Below are 17,067 nucleotides of genomic sequence, written 5' to 3'. Positions count from 1 at the left end.
TTGAAAACTTCAAAAAACGTACATTTACAAAGTGCAAGAAATCTTTCAAAAACATATAAATAATCAGCTTAACTTTCTAAAAGAAAAGAAGCTGTTAGTCGCCATTTCTGGTGGATTAGACAGTGTTGCACTTACACATTTATGTAAAGAAGCAAAACTCAATATAGCACTTGCGCACTGCAATTTCAATTTGCGAGAAGAAGAAAGCAATGCTGACGAAGCATTTGTACTAAATTTAGCCGAAAATTTAGAATTAGAAGTTTTTATCCAACATTTTGACACTACTATTTATGCTCAAAAAAACAAGTTGTCAATACAAATGGCAGCGAGAGAATTGCGCTATAACTGGTTTCAAGAATTAGCAGAACAATTAAGTTTCGATTACATTTTAACAGCACATCATGCAGATGATAATCTAGAAACGTTCCTTATTAATCTAACGAGAGGAACGGGTTTAGAGGGGTTAACCGGGATCCCAGAAACCAACGAAAACATTGTAAGACCATTGTTGAAATTCTCAAGAGAAACAATTATAAGCTATGCTAGCCAACAAAAAAAGAATGGCGAGAAGATAGTAGTAATGCATCTACTAAATACCTGAGAAACCATTTGCGACATGAAGTTATTCCTAAATTAAAAGATACCAATTCGCAACTGCTTCATAATTTCGAGAATACTTTACAACACCTTAATGATACTTCAGATATTGTAGAAGAAAGCGTAAGAGCCGTTTTAAAACGAGCTATTGTAACTGTTAATAATGATGAAATAACCTATGATATTTCAGAATTTATCAAGCTTAATAATCCTAAGGCTTATTTAGTAGAAGTCTTTAAACCATTTGGATTTAATGCTTTTAATGATATCCAAGATTTATTAACTGCGCAAAGCGGAAAACAAATTTTTTCAGAAACGCACAGATTAATAAAAGACAGATCAAATATAATCCTAGCGGCAAGGCCTTCCGAAGAAGAAGATATTACAATAACTATTAATCACGAAGAAAAAGAAAAACCAATACACAATGGAGTTTTATGCTTCGAAGACGTTAATACAATTGAAAAAACTTCTAAAAATGAAATTTTTGTAAATGCAGAAACGTTAAGCTATCCATTAACTGTAAGGAAATGGAAAGAAGGCGACTATTTCCACCCTTTAGGAGGCAACGGGAAAAAGAAATTGAGCAAGTATTTTAAAGATGAAAAATTATCTTTGTTAGATAAGGAGAAATGTCTTTTATTGTGCTCGAATAAAGAAATTGTTTGGGTTTTAAGCTATAGAGCAGACGAACGCTTTAAAGTCACTAGAAACACTAATAAAATATTAAAAATAGCATTAAAAAAATGAAGAAAGTCCTAGCGTTATTACTCGTATTATTTTCTATGCAAACATTATTTGCACAGGTATTAGAGCCAGTGAAATGGACAAACGAGATTCAAAAAATTTCAGACAAAGAGTATGTTTTAGTTTACACAGCTAGCATAGAAGATCACTGGCATTTGTATTCGCAAAATTTACCAGAAGATGGAGCTTTACCAACTGAATTTTTATATGATTCTATCAATAAAACTAACAATTATAATTTAGTAGGAAAGGCTTTTGAAAGCGAATCGATTACAAAATTCGACAAGGTTTTTGAAATGGATTTAACCTTTTTTGATATCGAAGCAACTTTTGCTCAAAAAATAGAAATATTAAATTCTGATTTTAAGGAGATTAAAAGTGAGATTTCTTTTCAAGCTTGTGATGATGCTAGATGTATTTATGAATTTGAACCTGTGTCATTTAATATAAGTAATGCAAAAGCACTTTCTAAAGATGTTGCAAAGTTAATAGGATCTAAAGTTGAAATAAAAAACAGAAAGCTTGAAAGCTCTGATAAAGCTGTTTATGTCAAAGAGGAAAAGATCGAAAGTAAAGGACTTTGGGCTACATTTTTTACATCATTCTTTTTAGGGTTTTTAGTGTTATTAACACCTTGCGTATTTCCAATGATACCAATGACTGTTAGCTTTTTTACTAAACAGAGTAAGACAAAAGCAGCAGGTCGAAAAAACGCAATTTTATATGGTATTTTTATTATTGTTATTTATACGCTTTTAGGAACTGCTATTTCGGCTATGTTTGGAAGTAATGCGATGTATGCATTTTCTACAGGTGTTACATTTAATGCTATAATGTTTGTTGCATTATTATTATTTGCATTTTCATTTATGGGAGCATTTGAAATTATGTTACCAAATTCTTGGGCTAATAAAGTAGATTCTCAAGCTAATAGAGGAGGAATAGTTGGTATCTTTTTTATGGCTTTGGCATTAGCTGTAGTCTCTTTTTCTTGTACTTTTCCAATTGCTGGTACAGCATTGTTAGATGCAGCAACAAAAGGAGGTATTGCTCCAATAATAAGTATGCTTGGTTTTTCTACTGCAATTGCTTTACCATTTGCATTATTTGCATTTTTCCCAAGTTGGTTAAACTCTTTACCAAAATCTGGGGGATGGTTAAATACAGTAAAAGTGGTGTTAGGGTTTTTAGAATTGGCATTTGCATTTAAGTTTTTATCAATGGTCGATCTAGTTCTGGATTGGCATTTTTTAACAAGAGAGTTATTTTTAGCAATTTGGATAGCAATTTTTGGAACTCTAGGATTATATTTATTAGGTAAGATTAAGTTACCACACGATTCAGATTTAAAGCATATTTCTGTTGGCAGATTATGTATGGCTATCATAACGTTATCTTTTACATTTTATTTAATACCAGGACTTTGGGGAGCTCCTCTAAAATTAATTAGCGGTTTTCCACCTCCAATGAGCACAAATAGCGAATCACCTTATGGTGTTGGTTTTATGAAAAAACAAAGAAGTGTATCTGGAAGTTCTTCATTTCAAGAATTGCCAGAACATGCACATCTTGGACCCAATGATATTGTTGCCTTTCATAACTTAGATGAAGGTTTAACTTATGCTAAAAAGGTTAATAAGCCTGTAATGATTGATTTTACAGGAAAAACTTGTGCAAATTGTAGAAAAATGGAAGAAAAGGTTTGGATCGAAGATAAGATTTCTAAAGTATTAAATGAAGACATTGTTTTGATATCATTATATGTTGATGATAGTAAAAAATTACCAAAAGAGGAACGGTACGAATCTAAATTGACAGGAAATACAGTAAGAACTTATGGGCAGAAATGGTTAGAATATCAACAAGTAAATTACAATACTAACGCACAACCATTATATGTAATAAAAGATGTAGAGGGAAACGATTTAAATGAAGCTGTTGGTTATACTCCGGATGAAAAAGAATATTTGAATTGGCTAAAGGCTGGTATAGGTAATTTTAAGAAGTAATAAACTCATTTTAGTGAGGCGTAAGTATGGAATCTTACGATTTGAAATCGCCATATAAAATATAATAAACATAGGAATCTGCATTAAATTGTTAAGATTCCTTTTTTTTCAATGCAATCAATATGAAACTCCAAGGAAACATAGTAGACATCGAAAACCAACGCATCTACAAAGGTGAAATCACTATTGAAGCAGATAAAATTGTTTCTATTGTAGAAAAAGAACACGATATAAATCATTATATATTACCAGGCTTTATAGATGCCCACATTCATATAGAAAGTTCTATGTTAGTGCCAAGCGAGTTTGCAAAAATAGCAGTAAAACATGGCACAGTTTCTACGGTTAGCGATCCACACGAAATTGCCAATGTTTTAGGCGTAAAAGGTGTAGAGTTCATGATTGAAAATGGAAAGCAAACACCATTTAAATTCAATTTTGGAGCACCTTCTTGTGTTCCTGCAACTAGTTTTGAGTCAGCTGGTGCAGTTATAGATTCTGAAGACATTAAAACCTTAATGGCAAATCCAGATATTAAATATCTTGCCGAAATGATGAATTATCCAGGTGTGCTTTTCGATGATGAAGAAGTGCTTAAAAAAATAGCTTGGGCAAAACACAATAATAAACCTATTGATGGACATGCTCCAGGTTTACGAGGAGACGCTATTACAAAATATATAGCAGCAGGTATTTCTACAGATCATGAATGTTTTTCTTACAACGAAGCTTTAGAAAAACTTCAAAAAGGTATGAAAGTAATTATTCGAGAAGGCAGTGCTGCAAAGAACTTTGAAGCTTTAATAGCTTTACTTCCAGAACATTTTGAAAACATGATGTTTTGTAGTGACGATAAACATCCAGACGATTTACTCTTAGGCCATATCAATCAGCTTTGTGCGCGTGCAATAGCAAAAGGAATCAATGTATTTAAAGTCCTTCAAGTGGCTTGTATTAATCCTATAAAGCATTACAATCTTGATGTTGGTTTACTGCAAGTTGGTGATCCAGCAGATTGTGTTGTAATTGAAGATTTAAAAGACTTTAAAACACTTCAAACCTATATTAATGGTGAGCTAGTTTTTGATAATGGTATTTCAAATATTAAACATGTTGAATTTGAAAACCTAAATAATTTCAACACAGATAAAAAGCAAGTATCAGATTTTCGATTCGAATCTAATGCAAAACAAATTCGAGTAATTGAATGTTTAGATGGCGAGTTAGTCACTAATGAAATTATCGCCAATGCTACAATTGAAGCAGGTAATTTAGTGTCAAACACCAAAACCGATGTGCTAAAGATGGTCGTTGTAAATCGTTATAAAAACGATAAACCAGCCATTGCATTTATCAAAAATTTCGGACTTAAAGAAGGCGCGATTGCAAGTTCTGTGGGCCATGATTCTCATAACATTATTGCTGTCGGAGTAGATGACGAAGCTATTTGTAAAGCTGTTAATCTCCTCATTGAAAACGAAGGCGGTATTTGCGCTATTAGTGATGCTGAAGAAAAAGTAGTAGCACTTCCTGTTGCAGGTATTATGAGTGATCAAAATGCTGAAACTATTGGCAGGCAATATTCTGAATTAGATACAATGGCAAAACAATTAGGTAGCATACTTCATGCGCCTTATATGAGTTTGTCTTTTATGGCATTACTTGTTATTCCTTCATTAAAATTGAGTGATAAAGGCTTGTTTAGTGGGAAGAATTTTGAATTTACGTCTTTAGAAGTTTAATTTCTGATCCAGTATATTATGGTTGTTAAAATGGGTGAAATTCATCCAAATAAGAACCATTCAATATAATATCTTATTTATTATTGATATCTCAGTAATTACCTCGTATTAATATGTATTTCCTATATTTTAATAGAGTGCAGTTAGAAATTGTTAATATTTTGGCGGTTTTTAAATAGCATTCTTATTTTTTGTTCAAATATTAATATAATTAATCTGATAAGCTGAATTCAAGAATGATAAAAACTTTGAGCTAGTAAAGAATAGTAGTGGTTTAATTCTTACAGATTTATTGTATTTTCGTAAGCTTACAATGGATCTATTTACTTTATGAAAAAATATTTACTAGTATCACTTTCCGTTTTTTGTTTTACATTTTATTGCAATGCGCAAAATGTAACTATTCCAGATGAAGATTTTAAAGTAGCTTTATTAAATCATATACCAATAATTGATAGTGATGGAGATGGAGAAATCCAAACAGCAGAAGCTATTGATTTTAGTGGTATTTTAGATGTTTCACAAAGTAATATTTCTAATTTAACAGGTTTGGAAGCTTTTGTAAATATTAAAGAGTTGTTGTGCAATAATAACGCTTTAACAAGTATTGATATTACTAATAACACCTTACTTATAAATCTTAATTGCGCAGCAAACGTATTAACAGAGTTAATCATCTCACAAAACACTGCATTAGATGAAGTCTCTTGTAACGGTAACAATTTAACAACAATAAACACCAGTTTAAACACTAATTTAAAGGTGTTAAATGTTGCTGCAAATTCTATTTCATCTTTAAATTTAAGTACAAATATTGCTTTAAAAAGCTTAAAAATAGATTTTACCCCAATAACATCAATAGATATTAGTAATAATATTAATCTAGAAATTTTTAAAGCGACTTACTGTTATAGTCTAGGGAATGTAAATTTTACAAATAATACGCTATTAGAGCAAATATGGCTTTGGTATTCAAACCAAACAACTATTGATGTCTCTAATATGTCTAATTTGAGACTGTTGTATTTAAGAAACTTAAACCTTAATGCTTTAAATGTTTCTAATAATCCTAATCTTTTTAACCTTTATGTAACCAATAATTATATTAGTGAGCTTGATATTAGTAATAATCTATTGCTTGCTTATTTATCTGTAGACGAATTTTTAATTAATACGATTGATGTATCAAATAACACAAGTTTAGAGTGGTTAGATGTTAGCGGTAATCAATTAGAAAGTATTAATGCTAGAAATGGAACCAATACATTGTTTACAAATTTTCAAGTAGATAATGCGTCAAGCCTTCAATCTATTTGTGTGGATGATATTACTTATGCTACGACTAATTTCAATATACCAACAACAAGTTATTTTTCAGAAATTTGTAGTGCAGATGATTGTGATGCGTTTGCTGTAAATTATAGTGAAGGTTTCGAAACACTTCCTCAGCCAATAATAAATCCCTGTTGGAGAAAAGTTCCTAATACTTATAGTTCCAGCAGTTATTATGTGCAAACTACAAATAATAGTCACACAGGAAACAATGGCGTAACGTTAAGATCTAACAATACTTCAGATGCCTTTTTAATAACACCAGAGTTAATAGATTTTAATTCGAGTAAACGTATTTCTTTTTGGGTACAATCTGGAGCGCAAACAACATTAAGTATTGGTACACTTTCTGATCCAAACGATAGTTCGACCTATACGCTTTATAGTGAAATAGATAGTAACGATTCTAATGGATACCAATGGAGAGAATATAAAATTGATTTTTCAGAGTACAGTGGAAGCGATGTTTATGTAGGTTTTAAGTTGACTACTAATGCATTAATTAATTTAGATGATTTCCAATATTTAGAATCTCCTAGCTGTGTTGAACCTGCAAATATGACTTCACTTGCCTATTCTACAGAAGCTATTTTAAATTGGTCTGATAATGTAGATGCAACAAGTTGGGATATTGAATATGGAGAAGAAGGCTTTGCACAAGGAACAGGAACACTAGTAAATACAACAACAAAACCTTATACATTAACAGGATTAACAGCACTTACAGATTATAGCTTTTATGTAAGAGCTAATTGTGGTGCTAGCGATCAAGGTGGTTGGTCTAGCGCATCAAATTTCATAACTATTTGCCAAGCACTTACTGCTGAGTATAATTATGGTTTTGACGATTCTTATCCAACCGAATTTTATGAATGCTGGAACCAAGAAGGGAGTTCTTACATAGCATCATCTGGAGGGAATACACCGCAATCTGTAGGGTATATAAATATGTACACTTATGCTGTGGCTTCACTAATAATTACACCAGAATTAGCAGATTTAAACACCACAAAACGTATTAAGTTATGGGTTAATAATAAAGATGGAGATTCTGGATTGACAATTGGTACCATTCAAAACCCAAATGATTTATCAACCTTTACACCATATCAAACCTTTACTTCTTCAGAACTACCTTTAGACGAATGGAAGAAACTAATAATTAATTTCGATACATATTCTGGTACAGATAGGTTTATAGGAATACGCCAAGATACAAGTGTTTCTGGAGCAGATATTTACGTAGACGATTTTACGTACCAAGTTATTCCTTCGTGTTTAGAACCAACTAACCTTGAAGTAACAGCGCTAACAGACACAGAAATAAGTATACAATGGCTAGAACAAGCAACTGCTAACAGTTGGGAAATAGAATATGGTATTTCAGGTTTTGTGCAAGGTAATGGAACCGTTAGTAATGCTTCAGTAGAAAATAATACAATTTCAGGTTTAATTCCAGACACACAATATGATATTTATGTAAGATCAAATTGTAGTCCATCAGATGCTAGTGAGTGGATAACTATCTATAATATAAATACAACTTGCGGACCAACAGTAGCCAATTACGAGCAACATTTTGATGCTAGTTTTGATATGGCTAATTGCTGGTTAACTATACCAGAAGTGCCTACAGGAAACACCAATGCTTACGAAGTCACAATTTCTAATCAATACAAAGTAGGAACATCAGGTTATAGTGCACGTTTTGTAGATTACGATTTAGATACTAATGTGTTTTTAATTTCACCAGAATTTAGTGATTTAGCAAGTGGAAATACAAGAGTAAAATTTTGGTTGCATACACGTTATAGCGATGCTCACATTATCGTTGGTACTATTTCAGACCCGACAGATAAAAGTACATTTACACCAATTGAAACGATCTTAAATACAGATATGCTGTATAGAGAATGGAAGCAGTTTAGTATAAATTTAGATGGCTATACAGGTACAGATATGCGTTTAGCTTTTAAAATGGAATTAACAGGAGAGGCTTCAAATATATACGACTTTATATATTTCGATGCTTTCGAGTACACAACGATACCAACCTGCCAAACACCAACATTGCTTGAGAATTCAGATATTTCTAATGGAGAACTTACCTTAGTTTGGCAAGAAAATAATGGCGCTACACAATGGGAAATTGAATATGGCGAAGCTGGCTTTTGGCTAGGTGATGGTGCAGTAATACAAACCACTTCTAATCCCTATAATGTTCAAGGTTTAGCATTAGATACGACTTACGATTTTTATGTAAGAACTATTTGCGATAGTAATAATGTAAGTGATTGGTCTGAAAAAACAACTGTCGATTTTGGTTGTGGAGAATCTTATAACGTAGGTTATACTCAAGATTTTAATAGCACAACATTAGATGGATGTTGGACAGCTTATGAGTTTCCTTCAAATAATTATTATACAGTAATTGAAGTTTCAGATGTTGCTTACAATGGCGCTTCAGGGCATTCTATGTATTTACAAGATAGTTCAAACTATTCAAGCAATGGTGTTCTATTGGTTTCACCAGTACTTAATAATTTGAGCATAGATAAAAAAGTAGAGTTTTATATTCATAATTATAATAAAGGTTTAATTGTTGGTACAATGAGTAACCCTAATGATTACTCAACATTCGAAGAATTAGAGGTGATTGTTGGTTCTGTAAACAATTCAACTTGGGAAAAGCGCGTAGTCTATTTAACAAACTATAACGGAACAGATAAACATATTGCTTTTAGACAGAAAAAATTAAGTTCAAGCTATGGAAACCAAGTATATATTGATGATTTCACATATTTACAGTCGGTAATTTGTAACACACCAACAGATTTTGCAACTACTAACATTTTAGATAATAGTGTAGATTTATCATGGACAGGTTCTGGAGTAGAAGCAGAGTGGGAAATTGAATATGAAGAAGTAGGCTCTTTTAATTCGGAAGTTTTAGTTTTAGTAACCTCAGAAACATATACAATAGAAAATTTAATAGAAGGTACAGATTATACAGTAAAGTTAAGAGCTAAGTGTGATAATGATTCTTTGTATTCCGAATGGACAGATACCTTAACTTTTAGTACAGGTTGTGAGATAAAAACAGCAAACTATTTTGAATCTTTTGAATTTGAAAACGAATTATCGCCTTGTTGGTCTAAAATAGTGAGTGGGCAAACGCCTGTTATTTATCCTGTCGAAAATTATACAGTAGGAGGTAGCTATAACTATCAGGTATTGCCAGTATCAGGAAATCAATTTCTTAATTTTAGAAATACGCAAGACATTACAGAAAGGTATCTTATTTCTAGAGCATTGGCTGGTATTGATAATACTAAGCGTATACGATTTAGTTTAATTTCAAGAGCATATTCTTCATCTTCAAGTTACAATAGCACTACAATAGAAATTGGCACAATGTCCGATCCTGCAGATGCTTCCACATTTACTTTGGTCGATATTATTCAGCCTGAAGAAATGAGTGAATTTAAAACCAATGGATTAGAAACAGCGCCTTGGAAAGAACATACTATATATTTCGATAATTACACAGGAACAGATAGTTATATTGTTATTAAGGCTGGAAATGAAGATCTAAGAAGTGAATTTATGCTTGATGATTTCTATTTTGAAGACATTCCATTGTGTACAGAACCACTATATCCAGAAGTTATAGACGAACGTTATGATGCAGTAGATATTACATGGGATTCTTACCAGAATGCATCACCAGTTTCATGGGAAATTGAATATGGACCAACAGATTTTATATTAGGAACAGGAACAACCTTAACAGCTTCAAGTACTAATTTTACAATACCAAATCTATTAGACGATAGCGCTTACGATTTTTATATAAGAGCCAATTGCGGAAGTGTTTTTAGTGCGTGGTCTGTTAAGCAAACATTTAAAACAAAGTGTACTGGTTTTGGAGTAGGGTATTTTGAAAACTTTGATGCACAAGCAGACGGTTTTATAGGTGGTTGTTGGACAGGTTTAAGACCAGCAGCAACAGGTAATCCATATTGGGATGAATCTACAAATACAAATACAGTACCTACAATAAGTGATAATTATTCATCTATAGCACATTCTGCTCCAAATGTAGTACGATTATTTAATGAAGTGTATCACCCAAGTCCAAATGCTTCAGATGAAATAATTTTAGTCTCTCCTAGATTAATAGCGTTGGATAATTATAAAGTGATCTCATTTTGGTTAAATCCAGATTCTAGTGCTTATGCAACACCTTCAGAAATTGTTATAGGTACTTTATCAGATCCCGATGATTATTCAACATTCACACCATATTACACTATTACAAATGCTTATGAAAATGAAGATACTTGGACAAAATACGAAATAGATTTATCCAACTACTATTTAACAGATGAGTACATTGGTATTAGACAAGCAGAAATAAATGAGCGTCAATTAGTATTAATAGACGATTTTGAATACACACAAAGTGGTTGCGTTACACCAACAGGTTTAGCAGCATTACAATCTAACAATCAGGAAGTAACGTTTTCATGGCAAGACAATAATACAGCACAAACACCAAATGCTTGGGAAATAGAATATGGACAAACAGGATTTACACAAGGTTCTGGTACAATTGTAACTGCAAACACGAATCCGTTTACAGTTCAAAATATATCTGCTTTTTCTACATACGATTATTATGTAAGAGCAAATTGTAATGCAACAGATGGTTACAGTAATTGGAGTGTAGCTTACACGTTTAATGTTAGTTGCACGTTTTCGGCACCATTTTACGAAGATTTCGATCAATACCAAGCATCTAATGGAAGTAATGCTCCAATTCCAAACTTTTGCTGGACAAGATCTAGTGATTTATTTAGATCTGGAGTAGCAGATATTAGTAGTTTCTACGCTACTTTTGGTAGTTCTCCAAATAGTGGGTTTGTTGGTTTTTCTAGTGCTTTTTCTGGAAATCCTGAACCACTTCCTGGATATTTAGCAACGCCATTTCTTGCAGATTTCGATAATACAAAATTGATTAAATTCTCATTACGTAACGAGTCTCAAGGTACCCAGTCTAACTATAACATAAGTGGAATTGTAGTAGGAACCATGAGTAATCCTATAGATAGAAGCACATTTACTCCTTTTACCACAATTGAAGCTTCAGAAATAGCAATTTTTGGGCGAGAGTTTGTGGTCGATTTTTCTACTTATACTGGGACAGATAAACATATCGCTTTTATGCATGACACTGCTAATACAACAAATGTGTATATAGATAATGTTACTTATAAAAACATACCTACATGTATGGAGCCAATACATGTTAAAATCGATGGTTTTAGCGATACTACAGTAACATTATCTTGGGAAAACATAAATGGTTCTGGAAATTATGATATAGAATATGGAGCAACAGGATTTACACAAGGTACAGGAACAGTTATAAACACTTCTAATACAATACACCAAATCTCTAGTTTAGTACAAAGTGCTAGTTATCAGTTTTATGTAAGATCTAGTTGTGCAACAGAAAACAGTATATGGATTGGGCCAATAAATGTTACTACAGCTTGTAATACCGAAAGCTTACCGTGGCACGAGAATTTCAACACCATGTCTAATTATGGTCCTAATCAATTACCAGACTGTTTTTATGGCGAAAACGAGTGGGTTTCTAGCAATACTAATATTAGCAGTTACCAAGTTGGTGAAGACGATACACATTATATCTATTTTACGTATGATACTATTGGTGAATACCCTGCTTTAATAACGCCAATGTTTAATTTAGAAGCAGGTACAACGTATAGTTTTGGTTTTAAAATGAGGAAAGAAGCTGGAGATTACAGTTTTCAAAGTGTAAGAGTAAAAACAGGACTTGGAAACACGCACGAATCGATGACTAATTTCTTAAATTATTTTTCTGATTTCGATTTCGGGTTTTACGATTTTCATCCAATAGAAACTACATTTACTCCAGTCGTTTCTGGAGCCTATTCTTTTGGGTTATACTTTACTTTTTCTTCTCCAGTACATACACTTACTTTAGATTCTTTTTCGTTGGAAAGTGGATATGAAGGCCTGCTAGATCCAGAAACAGCTCCAGAAGTTTTCGATTTTGAAACAGGATTACCACCTTCTTTTGTTTTAGAGGAAACAGAAGAAACTTTTTGTAGTGTGGTTACAGAACCTGGTACTAATAAAACAGGTAACAAAGCAATAAGTATGAAGCTGAGGTCTACTCTAGAAAATTGGGTAGACACTTCAAACAATAATCAAAAATGGGTAAGCAATCAAAATGGAATTAATAAAATTAATTTTGAAATAGATGCCACAAGCGAATCTAGCTTGTTTATGAGTTTTGATTTAAAACAGTTCTATGCTAATAATCCAAACGAATCTATGTTTAGAATCATAGCCAATGGAAATGTAATATTGGATAATATTTATGCGACATCTAATACGGATTACACAAATTATGAAGTTGATTTATCTAGTTTAGTTGGAAGCAATATTAGAATTTCCTTACAACAATTAGGAAGACATTTAGGTGTTAACCCAAATCCATCTGATGAGGCTTATGTTGATAATATAAAATTCTCAAATGGATCGACATTAAGTGCCGAAGATTTTAATTTTAGGGGCTTAACCTATTATCCAAACCCAATTGATGCTGTTTTTTATCTTCAGAATAACACAAATATAGATAGCATTGAAATCTATAATATACTTGGGCAAAACGTTTATAAAACTGCTATTAACGCTACAAGTAGTAGTATTAATTTTAATGATTTGCCATCTGCAGTGTACTTTATAAAAATTAGGATAGATAATACCGAAAGAACATTAAAAGTAATTAAAAAATAAATCACATATTTAATACTACGTTTATAACCTTTCAAGAATTTAAAATCTTGAAAGGTTTTTTACCGCCTGCTTTTATGTCTTTAATTCAAAAATAAATATTTTAACTAAAGTTAATAGTTAAAAAAAACTAAAGCATATTGTCTGTTTATCGATAATATATTAGTTTTGAACATCTTAAAAACATACGCTTTGAAACTAAAATTTCTATTTCCTGTGCTCTTTATATTTACGACTCTTTGTAACGCTCAAGTTGGTTTTCAACAAAATGTAGTAATAGACCAAACATTTGGAACTGTAACACCAAGGGAAAGCGTTATTGTAGATACAAATAATGATGGCTATCAAGATGTTATTGCCATTGGCTCAGGAGAACTCGTCTGGTTTAAAAATATAGATGGATTAGGGAACTATAGTAAACCAATTCCGATTTTATCAAATAATTATGGCGTTAGCCATATCAACGCTAAAGATATTAATGGTGATAATAGTGTAGATTTAATTTATTTACAGAGTTTAGGCGGAGACAAGCAAATAATGTGGTCTCAAAATGATGGCAACGGTGTTTTTGGTTCTCCTCAACAACTTTTCACCCTTAATAATACTTTAAATATAAGATTACAGGTTACAGATATTGATGGAGACGGAGATAATGATATCGGTTTTGGTAATGCTGGTTATGTAGGTTGGTTAGATAATGATGATACAAGTTTTACGGTAAATTCACTTTTGGGAGGAAACAGTAATACAGGAAATAACTACGATAGTTCCGTTTTTGTTGATATTGATAATGATAATAGATTAGATATTATTGCAGATTTAGGGTACAATTTAAGAGCATATAAACACGAAACGGATGGGACAGTCACGTTTTTAGAAACGATGTCTACATTCGCTCAGGGAAAATTTGTTACGGGAGGCGATGTTGATGGTGATGGAGATAATGATGTATTAAGAATTTTTGTAAATGGAGGTGGAGACAGAAAAATAAGATGGTACGAAAACACAGATGGTGCTGGTACATTTGCAAATGCGCAAATACTATTCGATTTGCCAGATTTACAGTATACAAGTAATTCAGATTCTAACAATTTACAGCTTATAGATATTAATAACGACGATGATTTAGATATAATAATAAGCCAGTCTAATTTAGGTAGACTATCTTTTTATGAAAACTTGGGAGCTGCCACTTTTGCTACAGAAAGTATTGTAGCAAGTAGCTTTATAAACATTAATAGTTTCGATATTCAGGATATAGATGATAATGGAACTCTAGATATTGTTACAACCTCTAGAGAAGATAATCAAGTCTCATGGTTTAGTAATACAGATGGTTTAGGTAGTTTTAGTACCGAAAATAAAATAACAACTATTGCTTACTCTGTAAATCATGTTGATGTAGCAGATTTTAATGGAGATGGTTTTTTAGACTTAGTTTCAACTTCGCATAACGACAATAAAGTCGCTTGGTATAAAAATATAGATGGTTTAGGTGATTTTTCTGAAGAGCAAATTTTAATTTCAAATACATCGCCCGCAACAAGAGATGCCTTCGCTGTAGACATAGATAATGATATGGATACAGATGTTTTAGTCCGTACTTATTTAGATAATAATATAGACGAATTTCAAATCCTTTGGTTCGAGAATGATGGTAATGGTAATTTTACTCAAGAACATGTAATACTAACAACACCTGATGATATAAATCAAATTAACTATGCAGATATAGATAATGATGGTGATTTCGATATTATTTACAGAATGGATTATAACGTATTAAAACTTACCAAAAACAATGGAGATGGTACGTTTGCAGCACCACAAGATATTACTACAATACCAAGTAGTGCTATAATGAGAAGTTTTAAGCTTGTGGATATGGATAACGATAGTTATATAGATATTATTACTGTAAATAATGACGCTATTGTTTGGTATAAAAACAACGGACTTGGTGCCTATAATTCTTATACTACTATTGCCGCAATAACCAATTCTACGAGTGTTTTTGTTGCCGATATTAATGGCGATACTTTTAACGATGTCTTATTTGCTGAAACTTTTAGTAATAAAGTAGGCTATTATCTTGGTACTAATGCACAAGCTACCGCTTTTAATGTTAGAGTGATTTCATCACAAATACCTGTTAATCCTGCTGTAATTTATGCTTTAGATATCGACAATGATGGCGATCAAGATATGATTACAAACTCTGATGAGAACGCTAAATTTATTTGGTTTGAAAACGATGGATTTGCTAATTTTGGAGATCCAATAGAAATTTCAAGCGTTATTGGAGATCTTAATTATATTACAAATGCAGATATAAATAATGATGGTATTGAAGATCTAATTACCACTTCTTATAGCGACAGTAAAATAGCTTGGTTCCAAAATTTAGGTGCATTTACTAACTCTATTTCTGGTGTCGTTCGTTTAGATGCTAATGCAGACGGTTGTGATGCAACAGATGCTGTGGTTCCTAATTTGTTAATTGTTGGAGATAATGGAGTCAACACTTTTTCAACATTTACCCAGGCAGATGGCAGTTATAATCTACAAGCTAATCAAGAAAATTATACGGCTTCTATTTCTTCGGCTTTGCCTAATTACTATACGAGTAATCCTACTAGTTACACTTACGATTATACTGGGCTAAATCATATTAATAATTCCGGATCAAATTTTTGTATTGAAGCAAGCCAAACTATAAATGATTTGGCAGTTGTAATTTATCCAAGTTTAAACGAACCAAGACCTGGTTTTGATACATCTTATCAATTGGTTTATAGAAATAATGGAACTGTTCCTTTAAGCGGCGGCTCTGTAGTTTTTCAATACGATGATTCTAAATTAAATTTATTGAATGCTTCTGAAACAATAGACACTCAAACTACAAATACACTTACTTTTAATTATAGCGATCTAAATCCGTTCGAAATTAGAACTATTACATTAAATTTTAATGTTTATGCACCACCAACTACTGGTATTGGTGATGTTTTAAATAATATAGTAACCGTAAATCCTGTTGGTAGTGATGATTTTTCAGAGGATAATATCTTCAATTTAGAGCAAGTACTTATAGGGTCTTACGATCCAAATGATATTAGAGTTTTAGAGGGTGAAACGATAATGACAGATGAGGCAAGCAAATATTTACATTATATTATTCGTTTTCAAAATACTGGAACGGCTAGTGCTATAAATGTGCGTGTTAATAATGTTTTAGATAGCAAATTTGATTGGTCAACAATGCAATTAGAAAGTTTAAGTCATACTGGCCGTGTAGAAATAACCAATGGAAATAATATAAACTTTATTTTTGATGCTATTAATTTACCAGATAGCACCACAGACGAACCTAATTCGCATGGTTTTATTACCTATAAAATTAAGCCTAAAAGTAATGTAGGAGTTGGAGATGTTTTTAGCAATACTGCGGATATTTTCTTCGATTATAATCTTCCAATTACTACAAACACAGCAACAACAGAAATTATAGACACACTTTATATAGAAACATTTGAAACAACAAACATTTCAATTTTTCCAAATCCAGCAAACAACATTCTAAATATAAAAGGAACTAATGCTATAAATGCTGTAACTATTTACGACCTTAATGGAAGATTATTAAAACAATTAAGCTTTCCACAAGCAAAGAACACGCATCAAATAGATATCGATAGATTATCTAATGGTATTTATTTCTTAGAAATTAGAACAGGAATTTCAAAAGAAACCCTAAAATTTATTAAAGAGTAATTCAGCTCTATTAA

Annotated in this window: 6 protein-coding genes; all 6 read left to right on the top strand. The window is 32.0% G+C overall.

What is annotated here, in order from left to right; all coding sequences use genetic code 11:
- Nucleotides 1-31 precede the first annotated feature (31 nt).
- The 6 genes from tilS (RH82_RS19080) (at nt 32) to RH82_RS06495 (ending at nt 17,053) form a co-directional block, all read left to right on the top strand.
- Nucleotides 32-601: a tRNA lysidine(34) synthetase TilS gene (gene tilS / locus RH82_RS19080; protein WP_316930905.1), complete on the top strand. Its 570-nt coding sequence runs from the start codon at nt 32-34 to the stop codon at nt 599-601.
- An 8-nt stretch (nt 602-609) separates the two neighbouring features.
- Complete coding sequence (gene tilS, locus RH82_RS19075) at nt 610-1,347, top strand: tRNA lysidine(34) synthetase TilS (protein ID WP_316930904.1); 738 nt, start codon at nt 610-612, stop codon at nt 1,345-1,347.
- On the top strand, nt 1,344-3,353 hold the full coding sequence (locus tag RH82_RS06510) for a protein-disulfide reductase DsbD family protein (RefSeq protein ID WP_034059163.1): 2,010 nt from the start codon (nt 1,344-1,346) through the stop codon (nt 3,351-3,353). Before tilS (RH82_RS19075) ends, RH82_RS06510 begins: the two co-directional genes overlap by 4 nt.
- Nucleotides 3,354-3,475: 122 nt before the next feature.
- On the top strand, nt 3,476-5,095 hold the full coding sequence (gene ade, locus RH82_RS06505) for an adenine deaminase (RefSeq protein ID WP_034059162.1): 1,620 nt from the start codon (nt 3,476-3,478) through the stop codon (nt 5,093-5,095).
- Between the two features lie 330 nt (nt 5,096-5,425).
- Entirely contained in the window at nt 5,426-13,282 is a 7,857-nt protein-coding gene (locus RH82_RS06500) for a T9SS-dependent choice-of-anchor J family protein (protein WP_034059161.1), read from the top strand.
- 189 nt (nt 13,283-13,471) lie between these two features.
- Entirely contained in the window at nt 13,472-17,053 is a 3,582-nt protein-coding gene (locus RH82_RS06495; protein ID WP_034059160.1) for a T9SS type A sorting domain-containing protein, read from the top strand.
- Nucleotides 17,054-17,067: the final 14 nt, after the last annotated feature.

This window comes from Lacinutrix jangbogonensis (assembly GCF_000797445.1).
Taxonomy (GTDB): Bacteria; Bacteroidota; Bacteroidia; order Flavobacteriales; family Flavobacteriaceae; genus Lacinutrix; species Lacinutrix jangbogonensis.
Note: the sequence above shows the minus strand (reverse complement) of the source record. Positions and strands in the feature narration are given on the sequence as shown.

Excerpts from the sequence above, each read along its gene's own strand:
- ade (WP_034059162.1), top strand. The coding sequence starts at position 3,476 with ATGAAACTCCAAGGAAACATAGTAGACATCGAAAACCAACGCATCTAC.
- RH82_RS06510 (WP_034059163.1), top strand. The coding sequence starts at position 1,344 with ATGAAGAAAGTCCTAGCGTTATTACTCGTATTATTTTCTATGCAAACA.
- RH82_RS06500 (WP_034059161.1), top strand. The coding sequence starts at position 5,426 with ATGAAAAAATATTTACTAGTATCACTTTCCGTTTTTTGTTTTACATTT.